We start from the raw sequence: 24,254 nt of genomic DNA, 5'->3' as shown, positions 1-24,254 counted from the left end.
TATTCAGTTCACGCCGGAATTGCTCATCTGGCGCAGTGTTGATGCGGCCTATCTCTGGAGAGAAACGTGCGCCTGCTCGTTGTTGAGGACGACCCCGATCTCAATCGCCAGCTCACCAAGGCGCTGACCGACGCCGGCTATGTCGTCGATCGGGCCTTCGACGGGGAGGAGGGGCATTATCTCGGCGACAACGAGCCGTATGATGCCGTCGTGCTCGACATCGGTCTGCCGAAGAAGGACGGCATCTCGGTGCTGGAGGCCTGGCGCCGCAACGGCCGCACCATGCCGGTCCTGATCCTCACCGCACGCGACCGCTGGAGCGACAAGGTGCAGGGTTTCGATGCCGGCGCCGACGACTATGTCGCAAAACCGTTTCATCTGGAGGAAGTGCTGGCGCGCATCCGTGCGCTGCTGCGCCGCTCCACCGGCCATGCCCAGAGCGAGCTCAGCTGCGGCCCCGTGACCCTCGACACCCGCACGGGCCGGGTCAGCGTCTCCGGCAATCCCGTCAAGATGACCTCGCACGAATATCGGCTTCTGGCCTACCTGATGCACCATTCCGGGCGTGTGGTGTCCCGCACCGAGCTGGTCGAGCACCTCTACGACCAGGACTTCGACCGCGACTCCAACACGATCGAGGTGTTCGTCGGCCGCATCCGCAAGAAGCTCGACGTCGACATCATCCAGACCGTCCGCGGCCTCGGCTATCTCCTGACCCCGCCGGCCGCTTGAGGCGTTCCGGGGCTTGACGGGCCGCCCGGCACGGGCCTTGGTCCGGTCATGACCTCCGACGCCCTGCCATCCTGCGCCTCCCGGGATCGTTCCGATGGCCGCTAGCTCACTTGCCAACCGACTGTTCCTGTCGGCGACCGCCTGGCTCGTGGTGATCCTGGCCATCACCGGCGTGGTGCTGTCGTCGGTCTACAAGAACGCCACCGAGCGCGCCTTCGACCGCCGGCTCAACCTCTATCTGCGCACCCTGATCGCGGAGGTCGCGACCCCCGACGAGCCGCCGGACCGCCAGTTCCAGTCGCTGGGCGAGCCCCTGTTCGAGCTGCCGCTGTCGGGTTGGTACTGGCAGATCACGCGGACCGACACCGAGAAGCCGGAAGTGCGGTCCTCGCGCTCGCTCTGGGACAAGAAGCTGCCGAAGCTGGAGGAGCAGGGCACCGAGCTCACCGCCGCCGGCATTCGCCTCGCCTATGTCGACGGGCCCGAGGGGCAGAATTTGCGCATGGTCGAACGTCCCGTCGATCTCGGCGCCGACGGCAAATTTCTCGTCAGCGTCGCCGGCGACGACACCGAGATTTTCGACGAGACGCGCAGCTTCGACTATTATCTCGGCGGCACCTTCACCGCGCTTGGCATCGTGCTGCTGCTGACGACCGTGTTCCAGGTCCGCTTCGGCCTCGCACCGCTTAAGCGCATCTCGGAATCGATTGCGGACATCCGCTCCGGGCGGGCGGAGCGGCTCGAAGGCGAATTCCCGGTCGAGATCGCGCCATTGGCGCGCGAGACCAACGCGCTGATCGATGCCAACCGCGAGATCGTCGAGCGCGCGCGCACCCATGTCGGCAATCTCGCCCACGCCATCAAGACGCCGCTCTCGGTCATCGTCAACGAGGCCGGCGCCCACATTGCCGATCCGTTCGCGGCCAAGGTGATGGAGCAGGCGGACGTGATGCGCGACCAGGTCGCCCATCATCTAGAGCGCGCGCGCATCGCGGCGCGGGTCTCCGTGGTCGCGACCGTGACGGAGGTGGCGCCTGCCATCGAGGCGCTGCGGCGGACCATGGAGAAGATCCATCGTGATCGCGGCATCGTGGTCGAGGCCAAGGCGGATCATTCGGCGAAATTTCGCGGCGAGCGCCAGGATCTGGAGGAGATGGTCGGCAATCTCGTCGACAACGCCTGCAAATGGGCGGCCTCGCGCGTCTTCATCGAGGTCCTGGTGGAGGCGCCGCACCAGGCAGGGGTGGGCCCGCGGCTGCGGATCATCGTCGATGACGACGGCCGCGGGCTGTCAGAGGCCGAGCGCGCCCAGGTCTCCCGGCGCGGCCAGCGGCTCGACGAGTCCAAGCCCGGATCGGGGCTGGGGCTGTCGATCGTGACCGACCTTGCCGCGCTCTACGGCGGCAGCCTCTCGCTCGGTGGCGCGCCGACCGGCGGCCTGCGGGCCGAACTGGTCCTTCCGGGAATATAATCCCTTGTTCCGACGTGGCTTTTCGTCCTCGCCCAAGGCCTGCGGACGCCAACCGAGGGGATTCGAGCCGACTTCCTAAACGGCTTCTTAAGTGGGGCCTCCTATGATCGCGCCCGGACGCATCCCATGTCCGCCATTTTACCGTGCATTACCCGGGCGCATGAGCCAGACATCGATCGAGCGGCTGAGGGAATATCTCGCGCAGCTCCCGCCGCAGTCGCAGGCGCTGCTGATGCGGGAGTTCGAGCGTGCGCTCGATCGCGGCCAGGACACCGCGGTGGCGACCCTCGTGCTCGAGCAGTTGCGCAAGATCGTCCGCAAGACCGAAGCCGAAGAAGCCCCGCCGCCGCGCACGGATGATCTGTCGCGGCTGCTGTTCCAAGTGCTGGAACCCTTCCTGGTCGAAGCCGGCACCCCGATCCGGGTCGGTCAGATCCGCCGCTCCTCGCTGCAGCCGATCTGGCAATGGCTCGGCCGCGACGGCGCGCCGGACAAGGTCAACGAATTCGAGGCCGCGCTGGCGCGTATGCCCGCCGACAGTGCGGGGCAGGTCGAGGCCTTGGCGCAGAAGCTCCAAGCCGTGGCTGCGGACGCCATTTTCGAGCTGACGGGTCCCGGCGGCGGCGACAAATCGCGCGCGCTGGCCCGGGTCGGCCCGCCCAACGTGATCGAGGACCTCTACTCGATCGGAGCGGTGCTGCAGGTCCGGGAGGCCATCGCCGGCCTGAACGAGAAGCTGCCGCGGACCTTGCGCGCCTTCGGCGATTCCCAGATCGCCTCGGTAACGTCGGCGCTCAACATTCCGGTGCTCCAGACGCCGCAGATGCTGCCCTTCGCGCTGTCGATCGTGGTGCAGCGGATGACCGCGCCGTGGCAGATCATCCGCCTCGCCATCAAGATTGCGGCCTCCGACGACGAGATCCGCGTTGCGGCGACGCCTTACGGCGTCGCGGTCACGATCGCGCTGCACGATCTGTCCTGTGTCGCCGCCACCCTGCGCATGGACATCAAGCGCGGCCATTTCGACAACGTGGCCGGCAATCTCAAGACGTTGCACGATGGCGTGCGGGGCCTGCGCACCGAGCTCGACCTGCGCAACGATTCCGCCTGGGGCAAGCAGCTGACCTCGATCCGGGCCGACATCTCCAACGCGCTGCAATCCGAGATCGACAGCGTTCCCGGTCGCGTCCGCCGCATCCTGCGCCAGCGCCCCGAGAAGGACATTCCACCGGGCGCGCGCATCGACAGCACCGAGGTTGAAGAAACCGTGGCGCTGATCGATTTCGTCGCGACCTGCCGCAATTATGCGAGCGAGCTTGCGATCAACGAGGTGACGTTGCGCACCTATTCCGATCTCCAGCAATACGTCGAACGCTCGACCGAGCAGCTGGTGCAGTCGTTGCGCGCCGCCGATCACAAGGTCCGCACCTACAGGCAACAGCAGGTCGACGCCGCGATTCGCTTCTGCCAGGTGCTGTTTGGCGACGACTACGCCTCGCTGATGAGTCGGGCCGCGCAGAATGCCGCGACGGGCGAGCGCAAATCGTCGCGCGCAAGCTGATTCAAGCGCATCTTTTCGTGATCACAATTTGTGGTTGACGGTGCCGGTGGCGCGCCGTACGGTCCCGTGCAACTCCGGGGAACTTCTATTTGTGGGCGCATGAAACCCGTTATCAGCTCGATCGAAATTGAGAACCGCATCATTGTTGCCAAGTATCAAAGACTGATGGTCGGCGCCAAGGTGGTGCTGGTCGAGAAGGCAAGCGGTCGGCAATTGTCCGAGACCATCACCAGGGTTGCATCTCCGGTTCCGGTCGGCGCGCTGCGCATCAGACTGCCGGAGGCCGTCCAGCCGGGAACATACTTCCTGAAGGCCTTCAACGGGCACGGTGAGGACGCCGCGCAAAGTGTGGATTTCGAGATCGGCTAAGCCGTTGGTCTTCCACCGTTTCGAGACCGTGCGCGGTCGCGCCGAATTGACAATTGTCAATTGCCGCATCGTCCGGCCGTGGTGTAAAGCCACCTATGGGCGCGGTTCGTGCGCTGCCGGAAGCTTGCCAGATGACGCTATGGTTCGTGTTCGCGCTGATGACGGTCGCGGCGATTTTCGCCGTGCTTTGGCCGCTTGGCCGCAAGGGACGCGCGCAAGATCAAGGTAGCGAGGTCGCGGTCTACAAGGACCAGCTGGCCGAGGTCGAGCGTGATCTCGCCGCAGGCTTGATTCCGGCGCCGGACGCCGAGGCTGCGCGCGTCGAGATCAGCCGCAGGCTGCTTGCCGCGGCCGCCAGCGAGCCCATGGTGGCACCGACGTCGAATCTGAAATGGCGCCGCGCCGCGGCCGTAGCGGCGCTCGCCGGCCTGCCGCTCGTTGCGATCGCCGTCTACATGCCGCTCGGCTCGCCCAGGCTTCAGGACTTCCCGCTGGCACAACGCGAGCGCGCGCCGGGCAAGGCGCAGTCGCTCGAGAATCTCGTCGAGCAGGTCCAGCAGCATCTGGAGAAGAATCCGACCGACGGGCGCGGCTGGAACGTGCTGGCGCCGGTGCTGCAGCGGCTCGGCCGTTTCGACGACGCCGTGCGCGCCTATCGCAGCTCGCTCACCTACAATGGCGAGAGCGCGGAGCGCCGGGCCGATCTCGGCGAGGCGCTCTCGGCCGCCGCCGGCGGCGTGGTGACCGCCGAGGCCAAGTCCGAATTCGACCGTGCCCACGCTCTGGACGCCGACGATCCCAAGGCGAACTACTTCCTGGGCCTTGCCGCCGAGCAGGACGGCCGCAAGGACGATGCTGCCAATATCTGGCGCGCGCTGCTCGCGAAAGCGCCCGCGGATGCGCCGTGGCGTGCCCTGGTGCAGACCTCGCTGGCGCGGGTCGGCGGCGGCGGCACGATGCCCGCGCTGTCCGACGAGACGATTGCCGCTTCCAAGGACATGGCCGAAGGCGATCGCAACGCGATGGTGCGCGGCATGGTCGAGCGCCTCGCCACCCGGTTGAAGCAGAACGGCGACGACGTCGAGAGCTGGCTGCGCCTGGTGCGCGCCTATCTCGTGATGGGCGAGCGGGACAAGGCGATGGGGGCATCAGTCGATGCCCGGCAGGCGGTTGCCAGCGATGCCGAGCGGCTTCGCCAGCTCAACGAAGGCCTCAAGACTCTCGGGCTCGGCGGATGACGATGTCGGGACGAGAGCAGCGGAGAACGGATACGCCATGACGCGCAAGCAGCGACGTATGACCATCATCGGCGGCTCGCTCGCCGTGCTTGCGCTCGCGGCCGCGCTGGTGCTCAACGCCCTTCGCGACTCCATCGTGTTCTTCTCGACGCCAACCATGGTCGCCGAAAAGCACGTCGAGCCGGGCAAGCGGTTTCGTCTCGGCGGGCTGGTGCAGCCCGGCTCGCTGCAGCGCGGGGACAATCTCGCGGTGAGTTTCGAGGTCGCCGACGGCAACGCCAAGCTGCCGGTAGCCTACAAGGGTATCCTGCCGGACCTGTTCCGCGAGGGGCAGGGCGTCGTCGCCGAGGGCGCGCTCGACGCCAATGGTGTGTTCAAGGCCGATACCGTACTCGCCAAGCATGACGAGACCTACATGCCCAAGGATGTTGCCGATGCCCTGAAGAAGCAGGGGCACTGGAAGGACGATTACGGCGGCAAGCCTTCCGATGGCGGCAAGACGTCTGACGCAGGCAAGCCCGCGGCGACGACCGCGCAGGGCAATCCGCAGGGAGCAGTGCGGTGATCGCAGAATCCGGACATTACGCGCTGGTGCTGGCGCTTGGGCTCGCACTGATCCAATCCGTCGTGCCCCTGATCGGCGCGCGCCTGCGCGACGTCGCGCTCATGAACGTGGCGCGCTCCGCGGCGCTGGCGCAACTGCTGTTCGTCGGCGCCTCATTCACAGCGCTCGTGATGCTGCACGTGAACTCGGATTTCTCCGTTGCCAACGTCTACGAGAATTCCCACTCGATGAAGCCGCTGCTCTACAAGATCACCGGCGTGTGGGGAAACCATGAAGGCTCGATGCTCCTGTGGGTGTCGATCCTGGCCTTGTTCGGCGGACTCGTCGCCGCCTTCGGCAACAATCTGCCGCTGTCGCTGCGCGCACATGTGCTCGCCGTCCAGGCCTGGGTCGCCAGCGCCTTCTATCTCTTCATCCTCGTGACCTCGAACCCCTTCCTGCGCATCGCGAGCCCGCCGATCGAGGGACGCGATCTCAATCCGGTGCTCCAGGACATCGGGCTCGCCGTTCATCCGCCGATGCTCTATCTCGGCTATGTCGGCTTCTCGATCTCGTTCTCCTTCGCCATCGCGGCGCTGATGGAGGGGCGGATCGACGCGGCCTGGGCGCGCTGGGTGCGGCCGTGGACGCTGGTCGCGTGGATCTTCCTGACGCTTGGCATCGCCATGGGCTCGTACTGGGCCTATTACGAGCTCGGCTGGGGCGGCTGGTGGTTCTGGGATCCGGTCGAGAACGCCTCGCTGATGCCGTGGCTCTCCGGTACGGCGCTGCTCCATTCGGCGCTGGTGATGGAGAAGCGCAACGCGCTGAAGGTCTGGACCATCCTGCTCTCGATCCTGACCTTCTCGCTGTCGCTGCTCGGCACCTTCCTGGTGCGTTCGGGCGTCATCACCTCGGTGCACGCCTTCGCCACCGACCCCACCCGCGGCGTGTTCATCCTGCTGATCCTCTGCCTGTTCATCGGCGGCAGTCTGTCGCTGTTCGCGGGCCGTGCCACCTCGTTGAAGCAGGGCGGCCTGTTCGCGCCGATCTCGCGCGAGGGCGCGCTGGTCCTGAACAATTTGCTGCTTACGGTCGCCTGCGCCGTCGTGCTGTTCGGCACGCTCTATCCGCTGGCGATGGAGATGCTCGCCGACTTCAAGATGTCGGTCGGTGCGCCGTTCTACAACCTGACCTTCGCGCCGCTGTTCGCCCTGTTGCTGCTTGCCGTGCCGTTCGGGCCGATGCTGGCTTGGAAGCGCGGCGACCTGCTCGGCGTGACGCAGCGTCTGCTGGCTGCAGGCGTTGCCGGGCTCGTTGCGGTCGCCGTCGCCTGGGGCTGGGCCACGGGCGGCAGCACGCTGGCGCCGCTCGCGATCGGGCTTGGCATCTTCGTCATCGCCGGCGCCATCACCGACATCGTCGAGCGAACCGGCCTCGTGCGGCTGCCGTTCGCAACGGTGCTGCACCGGGCCCGCGGCCTGCCGCGCTCGGCCTGGGGCACGGCGTTTGCGCATGCCGGCCTCGGTGTCGCACTGATCGGGATCGTCTGCGAGACCACCTGGAACAGCGAACACATCGCGACGATGAAACAGAACGACGTCGCTCACATCGCCGGCTTCGACGTCAAGCTCGACGGTCTCCTGCAGCGTCAGGGTCCGAACTTTCGCGAGATGATCGCGCAGTTCAACGTCAGCCGCGACGGCGCCCCGCTCAGCGTCATGACGCCGTCCAAGCGCAGCTTCACCACCCGCGGCTCCTCGACCACCGAGGCCGCGCTGCTGACGCGGGGCGCCAGCCAGCTCTACATTTCGCTCGGCGACGCCAATGCCGAGGGCGCCATCGCCGTACGCATCTACTACAAGCCGATGGTGCTCATGATCTGGTGGGGGCCGGTGCTGATGGCGTTCGGCGGCGTGCTGTCGCTGTCCGACCGGCGCCTGCGGGTCGGCGCGCCGAAGCCGGCGCGGGCCAAGCAGCGCCTCCAGCCGGCGGAGTGATCCGATGCGCCGGATGATGGCTGCGTTCGCCGTGCTGATGCTGCTGGCTTTGCCTGCGGCCCACGCGGTGCAGCCCGACGAGATCATGGCGGATCCCGCCAAGGAAGCCCGTGCGCGCGAGCTGTCGCGCGAACTGCGCTGCATGGTCTGCCAGAACCAGTCGATCGACGATTCCGATGCGCCGCTGGCGCGCGACCTGCGGCTCCTGGTGCGCGAGCGCATCGGCGCCGGCGACAGCAATTCGCAGGTGCTCGACTTCCTGGTCGCGCGCTACGGCGAGTTCGTGCTGCTGAAGCCGCGCTTCGAGCGTCAGACCCTGGTGCTGTGGCTGCTCGGGCCGCTGCTGCTGATGGGGGGCGGCGTGGCACTGTGGCTGCAAATCCGACGTCGCGCGCGTGATGGTGCCGATTTACCAGCGCCGCCGCTCACGCCCGATGAACAGGCACGGGTCGCGGCCTTGATGTCCGACGAAGCCAAATCTCCCTAGCAACTCACGCGCCCTGGTTACGTAATGCTACGTAGACGGGCGGCCCGCCGCCGCGCGGTTCATGGTATTTTGACCTTTGTCTGGAAGCTTGTCGCGAGCTTTGATTCCAGACTCCGAGTCCCCGATGTTCGCGAACAGCAATCTGACGATCCGCTTCCTGGTCGGCGCCGTCGTCGCTGCATTATTGTTTCTGCTGGGCATCGGTGGCGGCACCGGCTTCATCGCGGTGCTCTATCTCAACAACGAGATCACCAGCCTGTCCGCGGACTTCGCGGCGCTGAGCGGTCCTGCGCGCGATCACGCCATGCAGATCTATCAGCAGGCGCAGACCGCGTTCTCGTTTTTCCTGGCCGCCTGCGGCGTGATCGCAATCGTCGCCTTCGCGATCTGCCTCACCACCTGGTTCGCCGTCCGCAACGGCATCCTCAATCCCCTGGCGGCGATCGTCCATGCGATGCGCGAGGTCGCCGACCAGAAGTTCGAGACATCAGTCCCGGGGCTCGGCCGCACCAACGAGATCGGCCTGCTGGCCGGCGCGCTGGAGGTCTTCAAGACCAACGGCATCGAGCGGCGCCATCTCACCGAACGGCAGCTGCACGAAGCGCAGCACCAGGCCGAGCGATCGCAATTCCTGGACGACCGGATCAAGCGCTTCAATGATCTCGTTGCCAGCGTCGTCGACAGCGTGGCGTCGTCGGCGGTGCATCTGAAGAGCAACGCCGAGACGCTGTCGCGAACGGCCAACGACACCAGCACCAAGGCCAATGCGGTGGCGAGCGCCGCGAGCCAGGCCAGCGCCAGCGTGCAGACGGTGGCAGGCTCTGCCGGGGAGATGACGAATTCGATCGGCACGATCAGCCGCCGCGTCACGGACGCGACCCAGCGCGCCGAAGGTGCGGCGTCGCAGGCGGAGAAGAGCCGTGACACCATCCACACGCTGTCCGATGCCGCCGACAAGATCGGCGAGGTCGTCCAGCTCGTGCAGGCGATCGCGTCGCAGACCAATCTCCTGGCGCTGAACGCCACCATCGAGGCGGCGCGGGCAGGGGAGGCCGGCAAGGGATTTGCGGTGGTCGCCTCCGAGGTGAAGAATCTGGCGCATCAGACCAGCAAGGCGACGGAGGAGATCACCTCCCATGTCGCCAGCATTCAGGGCATCACAGCCGAGACCCGCGGCGCGATCGACGCCATCTCCAAGACGCTGTCTGAGATCTCGTCGATCATGTCCGGCATCGAGATCGACACCGCCCAGCAGCGTAACGCCACCCAGGAGATCACGCGTAGCGCCCAGGACGCCGCGCGCGGGACCCTCGACGTTTCCAACCATATCGTCCAGATTACCTCGACTTCCGCGGAAACCGGCCGAATGGCCGCCGAGGCCAGGGATTCGGCGGTCGATCTGTCGCAGCAGGCCGAGACCCTGAAGCGCGAAGTCGACGAGTTCATCGTCAGCGTCAGGGCAAGCTAAGCGCGCAAAAAAGGAGCCTTTCGCGCCATCACGGGAACTTGGTTAAGTTCCTGGTGATTCATAATTTTTCGTCTGCGCCGAACTGCCGCATCCGCGTTCCCCGTTCATTACGAAAGTTTAACCCCGCCGCCAGCGCACGGTAAGGCGGGAGCCCCCATCTTCAGGTCCGTAAGGTGCCGCCCTCAGGCATCACATGGATTTCAAGGCCCTGGAGATCTCTGCATGACCGACCGTATCGACCTCTCGAACCTTCCGTCCTATCGGCAGCCGCGCCGGTCGGTGTTCTCCGCGCGCAAATTCGCGCTGATGGCCTCGGTCGTCGCCGGTCTCGGCGCGGCGGTCTACGGCTTCAGCCCGTCGACGTCGCCGGCCGATCTGTTCTCGAGCCCGGCGCATGCGCAGGTCAACAACGAGGTCCGCAAGGTCGAACGTCCCATCGGCTTTGCCGACATCGTCGAGCGCGTGAAGCCGTCGGTGATCTCGGTGAAGGTCAACATCAAGGAGAAGACCGCGAGCAACGACGATGGCGACGATTCCTCTTCGCCGTTCCAGCCGGGCTCGCCGATGGAGCGATTCTTCCGCCGCTTCGGCGGTCCGGACGGTTTCCCCCCGGGCCTCAAAGGGGGTGGCCGTGGTCGCGTGGTGCAGGGCCAGGGCTCCGGCTTCTTCATCTCGGCTGACGGCTTTGCCGTGACCAACAACCACGTGGTCGACGGCGCCGACAAGGTCGAGGTCACCACCGACGACGGCAAGACCTACACCGCCAAGGTGATCGGTACCGACCAGCGCACGGACCTCGCCTTGATCAAGGTCGAGGGCAGCTCGAACTTCCCGTTCGCCAAGCTCGCCGACAGCAAGCCGCGGATCGGCGACTGGGTGCTCGCGGTCGGCAATCCCTTCGGTCTCGGCGGCACCGTGACCGCCGGCATCGTTTCGGCGAGCGGCCGCGACATCGGCAACGGTCCCTATGACGATTTCATCCAGATCGACGCGCCCGTGAACAAGGGCAATTCCGGCGGTCCGGCCTTCGACACCAACGGCGAGGTGATGGGCGTCAACACCGCGATCTACTCGCCGTCCGGCGGCAGCGTCGGCATCGCGTTCTCCATTCCGGCGAGCACCGTGAAGAGCGTGGTCGCCCAGCTCAAGGACAAGGGCTCGGTCAGCCGCGGCTGGATCGGCGTGCAGATTCAGCCCGTCACGTCCGACATCGCCGACAGCCTCGGCATGAAGAAGGCCGAAGGCGCGCTGGTGGCGGAGCCGCAGGCGAACGGTCCGGCCGCGAAGGCCGGCATCGAATCCGGCGACGTGATCACGTCGGTCAACGGCGAGACCGTCAAGGACGCCCGCGAGCTCGCCCGCACAATCGGCGGCATGGCGCCCGGCGCGACCGTGAAGCTCAACGTGCTGCACAAGGGCCAGGACAAGGTCATCAACCTCACCCTCGGCCAGTTGCCGAACACGGTCGAGGCCAAGGCAGACAACGACAATGACAGCGGCAAGGGTGCGAGCAAGGGCACCGATGTGCCCAAGCTCGGCATGACCGTTGCGCCCGCCAATTCCGTGGCCGGCGCGGGCAAGGAAGGCGTCGTGGTCACCGAGGTCGATCCGAAGAGCGCCGCGGCCGAACGCGGCTTCAAGGAAGGCGACGTGATTCTCGAAGTCGGCGGCAAGAGCGTCGCCACCGCCGGCGAAGTCCGCGATGCCATCACCGCGGCGCGGGCCGACAACAAGAACAGCGTCCTGATGCGCGTGAAGAGCGGCGGCCAGTCGCGCTTCGTCGCGGTGCCCCTCGCCAAGGGGTAAGCCTTCAGGAGCTTTTGAGATGAAGGGTGTCGCCGGCATCAGTCGCCCCCGCCGTCGGCGCCCTTCGGGGAAGCAGCGTAACGTCAGCTTCCCCTTGCTACCTTCCGGTGGAAAAACGCCCCCCTCCGTCGGAAGGCTTAGGGCGGTGGAGTCCCCCCAGCTTCACCGCCCGCCTTTTTTCCCGATGCCAGAGTCTCCCACTCGGCTTGCATGCGATTGCCGCTCGCGCCATGTTTAGAGAAGGTTGACCTCCTTGACCGCCGCCGAACGCACGATGCGCCTCCTCATCATCGAAGACGACCGCGAATCTGCCGACTACCTCGTGAAGGCGTTTCGCGAAGTCGGGCATATTGCCGACCACGCCGCCGACGGCGAGGAGGGCCTCGCCATGGCCGAGAGCGGCGATTATGACGTGCTGGTGGTCGACCGCATGCTGCCCAAGCGCGACGGACTGTCTGTGATCGGCGCGCTGCGCGACAAAGGCAACACCACGCCGGTACTGATTCTCTCCGCGCTCGGGCAGGTCGACGACCGCATCAAGGGCCTGCGCGCCGGCGGCGACGATTATCTGCCAAAGCCCTATTCCTTCGCCGAGCTGCTGGCCCGGGTCGAGGTGCTGTCGCGCCGCCGCGGCGGGCCCGCCGAGGACACGCTCTACCGCGTCGGCGATCTCGAACTCGACCGGCTCTCGCATCGCGTCGCCCGCGGCAAGGACGAGCTGACGCTGCAGCCGCGCGAATTCCGCTTGCTCGAATATCTCATGAAGCATGCCGGCCAGGTGGTGACGCGGACCATGCTCCTGGAGAACGTCTGGGACTACCATTTCGATCCGCAGACCAACGTGATCGACGTGCACATTTCGCGGCTGCGCTCCAAGATCGACAAGGGATTCGAGCGGCCGCTGCTGCACACGATCCGCGGCGCCGGGTACATGATCCGTGACGGCATTCGGTAAACTCGTCCGCACCACGGCATTCCGGCTGACGCTGGTCTATCTGCTGCTGTTCGCGATGTTCGCGGCCTCGCTGCTGGCTTATTTCGCCTGGAATACGCGGAGGCTGATCACCGAGGAGATCACGCAGACGGTCAATGCCGAGACCTCGGAGATCTCCGAGATCTACGGCCGCCGGGGCCTGCGGGCTCTCGTGCTGGCGATCGAATACCGGGCGCTGCGGCCGGGCGCCAACCTTTATCTCGTGACCACGCCGACCGGGCAGGCGATCGCCGGCAATGTCGGCTCCCTGGCGCCCGGCGTGATGGCGACGCGCGGCTGGTCGGAGACCGCCTACCGGCGGATCGAGGACGCCGACGACCGCGACCATCGTGCGCTGGTGCGTGTCACCGAACTCGAGAACGGCTTCCGCCTCCTGATCGGCCGCGACCTTGCCGAGCGGCGGCGGCTGTTCGGCATCGTCGCCAAGGCCGCGCAATGGTCCGTCCTGATCGTCGTGGTGCTCGGCCTCGGCGGCGGCGTCTTCGTGGCGCGCCGCGTGCTCCGGCGCATCGATGCGATGACGGGGACCGCGCAGCGCATCATGACCGGCGATCTCAGCGAGCGCCTGCCGGTCGGGCGCAGCGGCGACGAGCTCGATCGCCTCGCCGAGAACCTCAATGCCATGCTGGAGCGGATCGAGGCGCTGATGGCGGGACTGAAGGAGGTCTCCGACAACATCGCCCACGACCTCAAGACGCCGCTGACGCGCCTGCGCAACCGGGCCGAGGAGGCGCTCGCGAAATCGGGCTGCGAGGCCGATTACCGGGCGGCGCTGGAGCGCACCATCGAGGAATCCGACGGTCTGATCCGCACCTTCAACGCGCTGCTGATGATCGCGCGCGCCGAGTCCGGACAGGCGCGCGGCAACATGGATGATTTCGACGCGGCCGAGGTCGCGGGTGGCATCCACGAGCTCTATGAGCCGCTCGCCGAGGACGACGGCATGACCTTGAAGGTCAAGGCCGACCCGACGCCCGTTCACGCCAACCGCGAATTGATCAGTCAGGCGCTCGCCAATCTGGTCGAGAACGCGATCAAATACGGCAAGCCCGTCGCGCAGGCGGGCGGAACCGTGGTCAGCATGGAGGCCCGGCCGATCCTGATCGAGGCGAGGCGCGACGGCGACAAGGTGCTGCTCAGCGTCACCGATCGCGGTCCCGGGATACCCGAGGCCGACCGCGCGCATGCCGTCGAACGATTCGTCCGCCTGGAAGCGAGCCGCACGCTGCCGGGCTCCGGCCTCGGTCTCAGCCTCGCCGCGGCGGTCGCGACATTGCATGGCGGCGAGTTGAGATTGGACGACGCCCAGCCCGGCCTCGTCGCTACGCTGGTGCTGCCGGCGCGCCTCGGTGCTGGCGACAGGGTTGCTCCGCCAATACCGGATGTGCCACAGAAGGTGGCATGAACCACTCCGCGCCGGGAAACGCGGACAAGCATGGTGAGAGGCTGGCCGCGCGCTTCGCGGAGGCTCCCCATATTGCCGCTTCCACAACCGACGAACGACGTTTCGAAAGCTGGCTGAGCGAGCTCGAGCCGGCCCAATCGGCCCGTCTCGAAACGCTGCTGGCTCATCCCTTTGCCCGGGACATCCTGGCCGGTATCGCGGAATTCTCGCCTTATCTGTTCGATCTGGTGCGCGCCGATGCCTTGCGCCTGATCCGGCTGCTCGAATGCGATCCGGATGCGCATCTGACGGAACTCATCGCGGACGCCAGGGGTGCGGTGCTCGCGGCGGCGGATGAGGCCGAGGTGATGCGGCTGCTTCGCCGCATGAAAGCGGAAGCCGCGCTGCTGACGGCCCTGTGCGACATCGGCGGGGTCTGGCCGGTGATGCGGGTGACGGCGGCGCTGACCGATGTCGCGGTGTCTTCGGTGCAGGCGGCGCTCCAATACCTGCTGCGGCAGGAAGCCGCACGTGGCAAGATCGCGCCACCCAATCCCGAGGCGCCCGAGGAGGGCTGCGGGCTGATCGTGCTCGCCATGGGCAAGATGGGCGCGGGCGAGCTGAACTATTCCAGCGACATCGATCTCATCGTGTTCTTCGATCCCGATGCGACGACGTTGGTCGCGGACATCGAGCCGCAGCCGTTCTTCGTCCGCGTCACGCAAGGCATGGCGCGCATCCTGCAGCAGCGCACCTATGACGGCTATGTGTTCCGCGTCGATCTGCGCCTGCGGCCCGATCCGTCCTCGACGCAGGTGGCGATCTCGCGCGATGCCGCGCTGAATTATTATGAGCGGGAAGGGCGCACTTGGGAGCGCGCTGCCATGATCAAGGCGCGCGCCTGCGCCGGCGATGCCAAGGCGGGCGAGGCGCTGCTGGCCGAGATCGCGCCGTTCGTCTGGCGCAAGCATCTCGACTTCGCCGCGCTCGCCGACGTCCACGACATGAAGCGGCAGATGCAGACCTATCGCGGCCAGAGCGAGGTCGCGGTCGAGGGGCACAACGTCAAGGTCGGCCGCGGCGGCATCCGCGAGATCGAGTTCTTCGCACAGACCCAGCAATTGATCGCCGGCGGCCGCCATCCGGAATTGCGGGTGCGGCCGACGCTGAGGGCGCTCGACATTCTCGCGTCGAGCAACTGGATCACCTCTGCTGCGCGCGACGAGCTGACGACGGCCTACGAATTCCTGCGCCGGGTCGAGCATCGCCTCCAGATGATCGCCGACGAGCAGACCCATGCGCTGCCCGAAGACAAGGACGCGGTCGAGCGCTTTGCGCGCTTCTTCGGCTATCGGGATCGCGAAGCCTTTGCGGGCGACCTGCTGCGGCAGCTCAAGATCGTGCAGGGGCACTACGAAAAGCTGTTCGAGGGCGACGATCCGACCGGCACGGCCAAGCTGCCGGCGCTCGACTACAGCGCCGGTCCCGACGATCCGCGCATGCTGCAGCACCTCGCAGCGCTCGGCTTCAAGAAGCCTGCCGCAGTGGCGCAAACCGTGCGCGACTGGGTCACCGGCGACTATCGCGTGTTCCGCAATGACGCCACGCGGAATGCCTTCGTCGAATTCGTGCCGGCGTTGATCGACGGGCTTGCCCATGCCGAGGAGCCGGATCGCGCCGTCGTGGCGTTCGATCAATTCCTGGGCGCACTGCAGCGCGGCGGCCGGCTGTTCACGCTGCTTGGCCAGAACCGCGAGCTCGTCGCGCTGGTGGCGCTGGTGCTGGGCGCGGCGCCGCGGTTAGGCGAAATGCTGGCGCGGCAGCCGCAGCTGATGGATGGCCTGATCGATCCGCGCTTCTTCGGCGCCATGCCGGATCGGCAGGAACTGTCGGGACGGCTGGCTGCGACCGTGCAGGATGCCGGCTCATACGAAGAGTTCCTCGATCGCCTGCGCCTGTTCGGGCAGGAGAGCCTGTTCCTGATCGGCACGCGGATCCTCTCCGGCACCGTCTCGGCGCAGCAGGCGAGCACGGCCTTTGCCGATGTCGCCGAAGGCATCGTCCACACCGTGCATGGCCTCGTGGCCGACCGCTTCGCCGCCCAGCACGGCCGCATCAAGGGGCAGGAGACCGCGATCATCGCGATGGGCCGGCTCGGCAGCCGCGAGATGACGGCCTCGTCCGATCTCGACCTGATCCTGCTCTACGATTTCGACGCCGACAATCCGGACTCCGATGGGCCGAAATCGCTGCAGGGCGCGCATTATTTCGCACGGCTGACCCAGCGCCTGATCAGCGCGTTCACGACGCGCACCAATTACGGCGTGCTCTACGAGATCGACATGCGGCTGCGACCCTCGGGACGCGCCGGCCCCGTGGCCTCCAGCCTCGTCTCATTCGCGGACTACCAGGCCAACGAGGCCTGGACCTGGGAGCATATGGCGCTGACGCGCGCCCGCGTGGTGTCGGCTTCGCCGGAATTCCGGCAACGGATCGAGCGCGTCATCCGCGACGTCCTGACCCGCCACCGCGATCCCGTCATCACCGCCAACGACGTCGCCGACATGCGGCGCGCCATCGCCCAGGAGAAGGGCGAGGCCGATTGCTGGGATCTCAAACATGCCGCCGGCGGCATGGTCGACATCGACTTCATCGCGCAATATCTCCAGCTCGTGCACGCGCACGACAAGCCGGAGATCCTCGACGTCAGCACCATGCAGGTGCTCGACAATGCCTGCAGGCTCGGCGTGCTGCCGCAATCGGAGACCGGGATCTTGCGTGCCGCCGCGCGGCTCTACCACGACCTGACGCAGATCCTGCGTCTGTGCGTCAGCGACCGCTTCAAGCCCGAGACCGCCGGCAACGATCTGCAGCGCGTGATGGCGCGGGCCGGCGACGCGCCGGATTTCTCGTCGCTGGAGGCGCGCGTGAAGGAGACGCAGAGCGAGGTGCGGCGCGTGTTCAGGGCGCTGCTGGAAGGGGCGTAGCCTGCTTCAGAGAGGCGAGCGCCTCGCGCACGTCGGGCTCCAGGCCCGCGCCGCCGGCGTCGAGATGGGCGAAGATCGCGCGCTTCATCCGGGGATCCCAGAACTTCTTGATGTGCTCGGCGATCCCCGGCACGGCCTTGCCGTGGCCCTGGCTGCGGAAGAACGTGCCGATCTGGTTGGCCATGTAGATCAGGCGGTCAGGCGACATCGGCAACCTCCGTAGCATGGCGAGCCGCGACCCGGCTGCCGTGCGTAAAAATTTCGAATCCGTCCTGCCGGGCGATCGCGACCAGCGTGATGCCGGCGGCTTCCGCGGTGCGTATTGCGAGCGCGGTCGGCGCGGAGACCGCGATCATCACCGGTGCGCCGATCGCGGCGGCCTTCTGCACCATCTCGACCGAGACGCGGCTCGTCAGCAGCACCATGCCGCCGGCGGCGTCGGTGCGGCTGCGCGCCAGCGAGCCGGCGAGCTTGTCCAGCGCGTTGTGGCGGCCGACGTCCTCGCGCAGCGCGACGATGTTGCCGGCGGGGGACCAGAATGCGGCGGCGTGCACCGCGCGGGTTTGCAGGTTGATCGACTGCAAGGGCGCGATGGCCTGCATTGCCGCCATGATCTCTCCGGGCGTGAAGCTCTGGCCCTGCGACACGACCGCCGCGGGCCGCACGGCTTCGGCAATGGACTCGATGCCGCAGATGCCGCAGCCGGTGGGCCCGGCAACGTGGCGACGGCGCTCGCTGATGCGCGCGGCATCCTCGGGCGCCAGCCACATCCTGAGCTCGATGCCGTCGTCCAGGCGAACCACTTCGAGCGAGCGGATATCGTCGACCGACTTGACGATGCCCTCGCTGAGGCTGAAGCCGACCGCGAAGTCTTCCAGGTTCTGCGGCGTTCCCATCATGACGGCGTAGGTACCACCATTGTAGGTCAGCGCCAGCGGCGTCTCCTCCGGAATGAAACGCGTTCCTTCGGACGCCACGCCGTTGCGCCAGATTCCGCGATCGATCGCCTGAACCGCGACGTGCATGCCGTTACTCCGCGGCCTCGGCCGGCGCGATGCGACGCGACTGCCGCGCCTGCGCGTCATAGGCCTTCTGCCAGTCCGACGGGCCGTTCGAGGGCGAGACCTCGACCGCCGTGACCTTGTATTCGGGACAATTGGTCGCCCAGTCCGAATAGTCGGTCGTGATGACGTTGGCCTGCGTGTCCGGATGGTGGAAGGTGGTGTAGACGACGCCGGGCGCGACGCGGTCGGTGATCTCCGCGCGTAGCGTGGTCTCGCCGGCACGGCTCTTCAGCCGCACCCAGTCGCCGTCGCGCACGCCGCGCTGCTCGGCGTCGTGCGGATGGATCTCGAGGCGATCCTCGGCATGCCAGACCACGTTCTCGGTACGCCTCGTCTGCGCGCCGACATTGTACTGGCTGAGGATGCGGCCCGTCGTGAGCAGCAGCGGATAACGCGGGCCGGTGCGCTCGTCGGTCGCGACATATTCGGTGACGACGAACTTGCCCTTGCCGCGAACGAAGCCGTCGATATGCATCACCGGCGTGCCTTCGGGCGCCTTCTCGTTGCAGGGCCACTGCACCGAGCCGAGCTCGTCGAGCTTGGCGTAGGAGACGCCGGCGAAGGTCGGCGTCAGCGCCGCGATCTCGTCCATGATCTCCGAGGGGTGGCTGTAGTTCATCTCGAAACCCATCGCCTTGGCGAGGCCGATCGTGACCTCCCAGTCGGCCATGCCGTTCTTCGGCGTCATCACCTTGCGCACGCGCTGGATGCGGCGCTCGGCGTTGGTGAAGGTGCCATCCTTCTCGAGGAAGCTCGAGCCGGGCAGGAAGACGTGGGCGTAGTTCGCGGTCTCGTTGAGGAAGAGGTCGTGAACGATGACGCATTCCATCGCCGACAGCGCCGCCACCACGTGGCTGGTGTTGGGGTCGGATTGGAGGATGTCCTCGCCCTGCACGTAGATCCCCATGAACGTGCCTTCGACCGCGGCGTCGAACATGTTGGGAATGCGCAAACCCGGCTCGGGGTTGAGCTTGACGTTCCACAGCGCCTCGAACTGGTCGCGCACGGCATCGCCGGAGATGTGGCGATAGCCGGGCAGCTCGTGCGGGAACGAGCCCATGTCGCAGGAACCTTGCACGTTGTTCTGGCCGCGCAGCGGGTTCACGCCGACGCCGGGGCGGCCGATATTGCCGGTGACCATCGCGAGGTTCGCGATCGCGATCACGGTGGTCGAGCCCTGGCTGTGCTCGGTGACGCCGAGACCGTAATAGATCGCACCGTTGCCGCCGGTGGCGTAGGTGCGGGCGGCTTCGCGCAGGTCCTTCGGATCGACGCCGGTGAGGATGGCGGTGGCTTCCGGGCTGTTCTTGGGCTGCGCGACGAAGGCCGCCCATTCCTCGAACTCGCTCCAGTCGCAGCGCTCGCGCACGAAGGTTTCGTTGACGAGGCCTTCGGTGACGATGACATGCGCCAGCGCGGTCATGACCGCGACGTTGGTGCCGGGCATCAGGGGCAGGTGCAGCGCCTTCACATGCGGCGATTCCACCATCTCGGTGCGGCGCGGATCGATCACGATCAGCTTGGCGCCCTGGCGCAGCCGCTTCTTCAGCCGCGAAGCGAACACCGGGTGAGCGGAGGCCGGGTTGGCGCCGATGACCACGACGACATCGGTGTCCTCGACCGAGTCGAAATCCTGCGTGCCTGCGGACGTGCCGAAGGTGGTGGCAAGGCCATAGCCGGTCGGGGAGTGGCAAACGCGGGCGCAGGTGTCGACATTGTTGTTGCCGAAGCCGGCGCGGATCAGCTTCTGCACCAGATAGGTCTCTTCGTTGGTGCAGCGGGACGAGGTGATGCCGCCGATGGCATCGCGGCCGTACTTCGTCTGGATGCCGCGCATCCTGGTCGCGGCGAACGAGAACGCCTCGTCCCAGGAGACTTCCTTCCAGGGATCCTCGATCCGGTCTCGGATCATCGGCTTGAGAATGCGTTCCCCGTGGTTGGTGTAGCCCCAGGCGAAGCGGCCCTTGACGCAGGAATGACCGCGATTGGCCTTGCCGTCCTTGTAGGGCACCATGCGCACGACTTCCTCGCCGCGCATCTCGGCCTTGAAAGTGCAGCCGACGCCGCAATAGGCGCAGGTGGTGACGACGGAGTGCTCGGGTTGGCCGATCTCGATCACGGATTTTTCGGTCAGCGTCGCGGTCGGGCAGGCCTGCACGCAGGCGCCGCAGGAGACGCATTCCGAGCCGAGGAAGCTCTCGCTCATGCCAGGCGAGACGCGGCTGTCGAAACCACGGCCGGAGATGGTCAGCGCGAAGGTGCCTTGCACCTCCTCGCAGGCGCGGACGCAGCGCGAGCAGACGATGCACTTGGAGGGATCATAGGTGAAGTACGGGTTGGACTCGTCCTTCGGCATCCAATGGTCGTTGTCGCAGCCATGGGATTTGGCGAAAACATGGTTCTCGCCCTCATAGCTGTAGCGCACGTCGCGCAGGCCCACCGCGCCGGCCATGTCCTGCAATTCGCAGTCGCCGTTGGCGCCGCAGGTCAGGCAGTCGAGCGGATGGTCGGAGATGTAGAGCTCCATCACGCCCTTGCGCAGCTTCTTCAGCCGCTCGGTCTGGGTGTGCACGACGAGGCCGTTCATCACGGGCGTGGTGCAGGACGCCGGCGTTCCGGCGCGGCCCTCGATTTCGACGAGGCAGAGACGGCAGGAGCCGAACGCGTCGACCATATCGGTCGCGCAGAGTTTCGGGATCTGGTGACCGGCATCCATCGCGGCGCGCATGATCGAGGTGCCCTCGGGCACCGTGACCTCATTGCCGTCGATGGTCAGCGTCACCATCGTTTCCGAGTTCGAGCGCGGCGTGCCGTAGTCGATTTCTTCGATCAGAGACATCGTCGTTCTCCTATTCCGCGGCCTGAAGCGTGGTCGGTGCCGGGATGAAGTCCTCCCGGAAGTGCTTCAATGCGCTCAGCACAGGGTACGGCGTGAAACCACCGAGTGCGCAGAGCGAGCCGAATTTCATGGTGTTGCAGAGGTCTTCGACCAGCGCGAGGTTTTCATGGACGCGCTCGCCGTTGATGATCTTCTCGATGGTCTCGACGCCGCGGGTCGAGCCGATCCGGCAGGGCGTGCACTTGCCGCAGGATTCGACGGCGCAGAACTCCATGGCGAAGCGCGCCTGCCTGCGCATGTCGACGCTGTCGTCGAACACGACGATGCCGCCATGGCCGATCAGGCCGTCGCGGGCGGCAAACGCCTCGTAGTCGAACGGCGTGTCGAACAGCGCGCGGGGGAAATAGGCGCCTAAGGGCCCGCCGACCTGCACGGCGCGAACCGGGCGGCCGGTGAAGGTGCCGCCGCCGATATCGTCGACGAGCTCGCCGAGCGTCACGCCGAACGCCGTCTCGAACAGCCCGCCATGGCGGATGTTGCCGGCAAGCTGGATCGGCATGGTGCCGCGCGAACGGCCCATGCCGTAATCCGCATAGGCCTTGGCGCCTTCGGCGAGGACGAAGGGGATAGCCGCGAACGACAGCACGTTGTTGATGACGGTCGGCTTGCCGAACAGGCCGTGATGCGCCGGCAGCGGCGGCTTGGCGCGCACGATGCCGCGCCGGCCTTCGAGGCTTTCCAGCAGCGAGGTTTCCTCGCCGCAAACGTAAGCGCCGGCGCCGACGCGGACTTCGAGATCGAAGCTGGAGGTGGAACCGCTTATCCTGTCGCCGAGATAGCCGCCTCGCTTGGCGGCTGCGATAGCCGCATTCATCGCCTCGACCGCGTGCGGGTATTCGCTGCGGATATAGATGTAGCCCTTGGTCGCGCCGACGGTGAGGCCGGCGATGGTCATGCCCTCGATCACCAGCAAAGGATCGCCTTCCATGATCATGCGGTCGGCGAAGGTGCCGCTGTCGCCTTCATCGGCGTTGCAGACGATGAACTTGCGGTCGGCCTTGGCCTGCGCGACGGTCTTCCACTTGATGCCGGTCGGGAAGCCCGCGCCGCCGCGGCCGCGCAGGCCCGATGCCGTGACTTCGCTCAGGATCGCATCGGGTCCGAGCGAGAGGGCGCGCTCAAAGCCCTTGTAGCCGCCATGGGCGCGGTAGTCGTCGAGCGAGCGCGGATCGATCACGCCGCAGCGGGCGAAGGTGAGGCGGGTCTGGCGCTTCAGCCAGGGAATCTCGTCGGTTGCCCCCAGCCGCAACACATGCGGCGTGTTGCTGGCGAGCGCGTCGAGCAGCGAGGGCACGTCGGCTTCCGTGACCGAACCGAAGGCGATCCGGCCCTGCGGGGTCGCCACCTCGACCAGCGGCTCGAGCCAATACATCCCGCGCGAGCCGGTCCTGACGATCTCGATTCCTACGCCGCGCTTGCTTGCTGCCTGCTTCAGCGCCAGGGCAACTTCGTCGGCGCCGACGGCGACTGCGCCGGCGTCACGTGAGACGAACAGACGCAAGCTCATCGCTGGGCCTCCGCAACGAGGGCATCGAGGCGCTTTTGATCGAGCCGGCCGATCAGGCGGCCGTCGAGCATCGCGGACGGAGCGGTCGCGCACAGGCCGAGGCAGTAGATCGGCTCCAGCGTGACGCGATCGTCGGCCGTGGTGTTGCCAAGCGACACGCCGAGCTTTGCTTCTGCGCGCGCGGCCAGCGCATCGCCGCCCGCGGCCTGGCAGGCCTCCGCGCGGCACAGCTTCAGCACGCGGCGGCCGGCCGGCTTGTGGCGGAAGTCGTGGTAGAACGTGAACACGCCATGCACTTCGGCGCGCGACAGATTGAGCGCCTGCGCCACCATCGGGATAGCGGCCTCCGGCACATAGCCGAAGGCTTCCTGCAACGCATGCAGGATGACGAGCGTCGCGCCCTCTTGGTTGGCATGTTCGGCGATGATCTCGCCGCCGCGCGTCTCGTTCCAAGGCTCAAAAAGCGCTGTCATTCTTCGTTCTCAACCTGAGCGTTTCCTCAGCGCAAACTAGTTGGAATCATTCGAAGATCAATAAAGCCGTCCCGTGCTGCGATTGCGAATTCAGATCGATTTGCAACCGCAATCGATCGATACGAATTGGTAATGAAAACTGGATCGGCTGCCGGTTTTCGCGTGTTGGTGCAGGCCAGGCGTGCTAGCTTGCATGCCACGATGGATCCGAGGGGACTGGCGGTTGATCGACAAGCTTGAACTATTGCTGGCGCTGGCGAAGGAGCGGCATTTCGGACGCGCAGCGGAGGTTTGCGGCGTGACGCAGCCGACGATGTCGACCGGGCTGAAACAGCTCGAGGAGATCCTCGGCGTGATGCTGGTCCAGCGCGGGTCGCGCTTCCAGGGCTTTACGCCGGAAGGCGAGCGGGCGCTCGACTGGGCGCGGCGGATCGTGGGCGATGCCCGCGCGATGCGCGAGGAGATCAACGGGCTGAAGCACCAGCTCTCCGGCGAGATCCGCATCGCGGCGATCCCGACCGTGCTCGGCATGGTGGCCGCGCTGACGACGCCGTTCCGTGCCAAGCATCCGGAAGTGCGCTTCCGCATCCAGTCCACCACCTCGTCCGAGGTGCTCGGGCTGCTGGAAAATCTCGAGGTCGATGCAGGGCTGACCTATATCGAGAACGAGCCGATCGGAAAGGTGCGGACCATTCCGCTCTACAACGAGAGCTATCGTCTTCTGACTGCGCCGGATGCGATGTTCGGCGACCGCGAGACGGTGACCTGGACCGAGGTCGGGCAGGTGCCGCTCTGCCTGCTGACGCCCGACATGCAGAACCGCCGCATCATCGACCGCGCGCTACGTTCCGTCGGCGCGGAGGCGACGCCGACGCTGACCTCGAACTCGCTGCTGGTGCTGTTCACGCATGTCAAGACGGGGCGCTGGGCGAGCGTGATGCCGGCCAAGCTCGCCGAGACGCTCGGTCTGTCCGACACGGTGCGCTCGATCCCGATCGTCGATCCCGACGTCAATTACAGCATCGGCATGGTCATCCCGCAGCGCGATCCGATGACGCCGCTGATCGCGGCGCTCGTCAATGTCGCACGGGAAGTGGCGCCGTCGCTGCAATTGTAGAGCAGAGTGCAGTTGAGTTGAATTAAGCGGCCGCGCGCTCGGTGCACCTCTCCCGCTTGCGGGAGAGGTCGGCGCAACGCGCCGGGTGAGGGTTCTCTCCTCTTGGGGGTTCTCGATTGCGGAGATACCCTCTCCCCAACCCTCCCCCGCAAG

The 24,254-nt window shown here is 66.5% G+C and carries 19 protein-coding genes; 14 read left to right on the top strand and 5 right to left on the bottom strand.

What is annotated here, in order from left to right; translation table 11 throughout:
- The first annotated feature begins 66 nt into the window (after positions 1-66).
- The 13 genes from RPS27_RS34550 to RPS27_RS34490 all read left to right on the top strand — a co-directional run bounded on the left by RPS27_RS34550 (position 67) and on the right by RPS27_RS34490 (position 17,041).
- Positions 67-732 carry a response regulator transcription factor gene (locus RPS27_RS34550; protein ID WP_018315821.1) on the top strand — a complete coding sequence of 222 codons (666 nt, stop codon included), beginning with the start codon at positions 67-69 and terminating at the stop codon, positions 730-732.
- 94 nt (positions 733-826) lie between these two features.
- Entirely contained in the window at positions 827-2,203 is a 1,377-nt protein-coding gene (locus RPS27_RS34545; protein WP_194407192.1) for a sensor histidine kinase, read from the top strand.
- A gap of 160 nt (positions 2,204-2,363) precedes the next feature.
- Complete coding sequence (locus RPS27_RS34540; RefSeq protein WP_194407193.1) at positions 2,364-3,764, top strand: hypothetical protein; 1,401 nt, start codon at positions 2,364-2,366, stop codon at positions 3,762-3,764.
- A 99-nt stretch (positions 3,765-3,863) separates the two neighbouring features.
- Positions 3,864-4,133, top strand: a complete 270-nt coding sequence (locus RPS27_RS34535) for a hypothetical protein (RefSeq protein ID WP_212067121.1) — start codon at positions 3,864-3,866, stop codon at positions 4,131-4,133.
- Between the two features lie 131 nt (positions 4,134-4,264).
- A complete protein-coding gene (gene ccmI, locus RPS27_RS34530) occupies positions 4,265-5,371 on the top strand; it encodes a c-type cytochrome biogenesis protein CcmI (protein ID WP_259205412.1) in 1,107 nt (368 codons plus the stop codon).
- Positions 5,372-5,408: 37 nt separating this feature from the next.
- Positions 5,409-5,936, top strand: coding sequence for a cytochrome c maturation protein CcmE (gene ccmE / locus RPS27_RS34525; protein ID WP_194407196.1), 528 nt, complete (start codon positions 5,409-5,411; stop codon positions 5,934-5,936).
- Positions 5,933-7,915: a heme lyase CcmF/NrfE family subunit gene (locus tag RPS27_RS34520; protein WP_212067119.1), complete on the top strand. Its 1,983-nt coding sequence runs from the start codon at positions 5,933-5,935 to the stop codon at positions 7,913-7,915. Before ccmE ends, RPS27_RS34520 begins: the two co-directional genes overlap by 4 nt.
- A gap of 4 nt (positions 7,916-7,919) precedes the next feature.
- Positions 7,920-8,402 (top strand): cytochrome c-type biogenesis protein, encoded by a 483-nt coding sequence (locus tag RPS27_RS34515; RefSeq protein ID WP_211417607.1) that lies wholly within the window; start codon positions 7,920-7,922, stop codon positions 8,400-8,402.
- A gap of 124 nt (positions 8,403-8,526) precedes the next feature.
- Positions 8,527-9,870, top strand: a complete 1,344-nt coding sequence (locus RPS27_RS34510; protein WP_212067118.1) for a methyl-accepting chemotaxis protein — start codon at positions 8,527-8,529, stop codon at positions 9,868-9,870.
- 222 nt (positions 9,871-10,092) lie between these two features.
- Positions 10,093-11,676 carry a Do family serine endopeptidase gene (locus RPS27_RS34505; protein WP_211417605.1) on the top strand — a complete coding sequence of 528 codons (1,584 nt, stop codon included), beginning with the start codon at positions 10,093-10,095 and terminating at the stop codon, positions 11,674-11,676.
- A 274-nt stretch (positions 11,677-11,950) separates the two neighbouring features.
- Positions 11,951-12,631: a response regulator transcription factor gene (locus RPS27_RS34500; protein ID WP_194407201.1), complete on the top strand. Its 681-nt coding sequence runs from the start codon at positions 11,951-11,953 to the stop codon at positions 12,629-12,631.
- Positions 12,615-14,075 carry an ATP-binding protein gene (locus RPS27_RS34495; RefSeq protein ID WP_212067117.1) on the top strand — a complete coding sequence of 487 codons (1,461 nt, stop codon included), beginning with the start codon at positions 12,615-12,617 and terminating at the stop codon, positions 14,073-14,075. Before RPS27_RS34500 ends, RPS27_RS34495 begins: the two co-directional genes overlap by 17 nt.
- Positions 14,072-17,041 (top strand): bifunctional [glutamine synthetase] adenylyltransferase/[glutamine synthetase]-adenylyl-L-tyrosine phosphorylase, encoded by a 2,970-nt coding sequence (locus tag RPS27_RS34490; protein ID WP_212067116.1) that lies wholly within the window; start codon positions 14,072-14,074, stop codon positions 17,039-17,041. Before RPS27_RS34495 ends, RPS27_RS34490 begins: the two co-directional genes overlap by 4 nt.
- Here RPS27_RS34490 and RPS27_RS34485 read toward each other — a convergent pair.
- Genes RPS27_RS34485 through RPS27_RS34465 form a run of 5 tightly spaced genes read right to left on the bottom strand, consistent with a single transcriptional unit; the run spans position 17,016 to position 22,984 of the window.
- Entirely contained in the window at positions 17,016-17,249 is a 234-nt protein-coding gene (locus tag RPS27_RS34485) for a formate dehydrogenase subunit delta (RefSeq protein ID WP_194407204.1), read from the bottom strand. The genes RPS27_RS34490 and RPS27_RS34485 overlap by 26 nt on opposite strands.
- Positions 17,239-18,066 carry a formate dehydrogenase accessory sulfurtransferase FdhD gene (gene fdhD, locus RPS27_RS34480; RefSeq protein WP_212067115.1) on the bottom strand — a complete coding sequence of 276 codons (828 nt, stop codon included), beginning with the start codon at positions 18,064-18,066 and terminating at the stop codon, positions 17,239-17,241. Before fdhD ends, RPS27_RS34485 begins: the two co-directional genes overlap by 11 nt.
- A gap of 4 nt (positions 18,067-18,070) precedes the next feature.
- Complete coding sequence (fdhF, locus tag RPS27_RS34475; protein WP_212067114.1) at positions 18,071-20,944, bottom strand: formate dehydrogenase subunit alpha; 2,874 nt, start codon at positions 20,942-20,944, stop codon at positions 18,071-18,073.
- A gap of 10 nt (positions 20,945-20,954) precedes the next feature.
- On the bottom strand, positions 20,955-22,511 hold the full coding sequence (locus RPS27_RS34470; protein ID WP_212067113.1) for an NADH-quinone oxidoreductase subunit NuoF: 1,557 nt from the start codon (positions 22,509-22,511) through the stop codon (positions 20,955-20,957).
- The gene (locus tag RPS27_RS34465; RefSeq protein WP_211417599.1) at positions 22,508-22,984 is read right to left on the bottom strand and encodes a formate dehydrogenase subunit gamma; all 477 of its coding nucleotides are present in this window, start codon (positions 22,982-22,984) and stop codon (positions 22,508-22,510) included. Before RPS27_RS34465 ends, RPS27_RS34470 begins: the two co-directional genes overlap by 4 nt.
- Positions 22,985-23,207: 223 nt before the next feature.
- On the opposite strand from RPS27_RS34465, the gene RPS27_RS34460 reads away from it, so the two are divergent.
- On the top strand, positions 23,208-24,101 hold the full coding sequence (locus RPS27_RS34460; protein WP_194407209.1) for a LysR family transcriptional regulator: 894 nt from the start codon (positions 23,208-23,210) through the stop codon (positions 24,099-24,101).
- Positions 24,102-24,254: the final 153 nt, after the last annotated feature.

Source organism: Bradyrhizobium sp. WYCCWR 12699 (assembly GCF_032144035.1).
Classification (GTDB): Bacteria; Pseudomonadota; Alphaproteobacteria; order Rhizobiales; family Xanthobacteraceae; genus Bradyrhizobium.
This window is presented reverse-complemented; position numbering and strand designations above follow the sequence as displayed.

What these genes read in the sequence shown, in the direction of transcription:
- RPS27_RS34510 (WP_212067118.1), top strand. Translation starts at nt 8,527, where the DNA reads ATGTTCGCGAACAGCAATCTGACGATCCGCTTCCTGGTCGGCGCCGTC.
- RPS27_RS34470 (WP_212067113.1), bottom strand. Translation starts at nt 22,511, where the DNA reads ATGAGCTTGCGTCTGTTCGTCTCACGTGACGCCGGCGCAGTCGCCGTC.
- RPS27_RS34540 (WP_194407193.1), top strand. Translation starts at nt 2,364, where the DNA reads ATGAGCCAGACATCGATCGAGCGGCTGAGGGAATATCTCGCGCAGCTC.
- fdhF (WP_212067114.1), bottom strand. Translation starts at nt 20,944, where the DNA reads ATGTCTCTGATCGAAGAAATCGACTACGGCACGCCGCGCTCGAACTCG.
- RPS27_RS34545 (WP_194407192.1), top strand. Translation starts at nt 827, where the DNA reads ATGGCCGCTAGCTCACTTGCCAACCGACTGTTCCTGTCGGCGACCGCC.
- RPS27_RS34465 (WP_211417599.1), bottom strand. Translation starts at nt 22,984, where the DNA reads ATGACAGCGCTTTTTGAGCCTTGGAACGAGACGCGCGGCGGCGAGATC.
- RPS27_RS34505 (WP_211417605.1), top strand. Translation starts at nt 10,093, where the DNA reads ATGACCGACCGTATCGACCTCTCGAACCTTCCGTCCTATCGGCAGCCG.
- ccmE (WP_194407196.1), top strand. Translation starts at nt 5,409, where the DNA reads ATGACGCGCAAGCAGCGACGTATGACCATCATCGGCGGCTCGCTCGCC.
- RPS27_RS34515 (WP_211417607.1), top strand. Translation starts at nt 7,920, where the DNA reads ATGCGCCGGATGATGGCTGCGTTCGCCGTGCTGATGCTGCTGGCTTTG.
- RPS27_RS34490 (WP_212067116.1), top strand. Translation starts at nt 14,072, where the DNA reads ATGAACCACTCCGCGCCGGGAAACGCGGACAAGCATGGTGAGAGGCTG.
- RPS27_RS34500 (WP_194407201.1), top strand. Translation starts at nt 11,951, where the DNA reads ATGCGCCTCCTCATCATCGAAGACGACCGCGAATCTGCCGACTACCTC.
- RPS27_RS34485 (WP_194407204.1), bottom strand. Translation starts at nt 17,249, where the DNA reads ATGTCGCCTGACCGCCTGATCTACATGGCCAACCAGATCGGCACGTTC.
- fdhD (WP_212067115.1), bottom strand. Translation starts at nt 18,066, where the DNA reads ATGCACGTCGCGGTTCAGGCGATCGATCGCGGAATCTGGCGCAACGGC.
- ccmI (WP_259205412.1), top strand. Translation starts at nt 4,265, where the DNA reads ATGACGCTATGGTTCGTGTTCGCGCTGATGACGGTCGCGGCGATTTTC.
- RPS27_RS34535 (WP_212067121.1), top strand. Translation starts at nt 3,864, where the DNA reads ATGAAACCCGTTATCAGCTCGATCGAAATTGAGAACCGCATCATTGTT.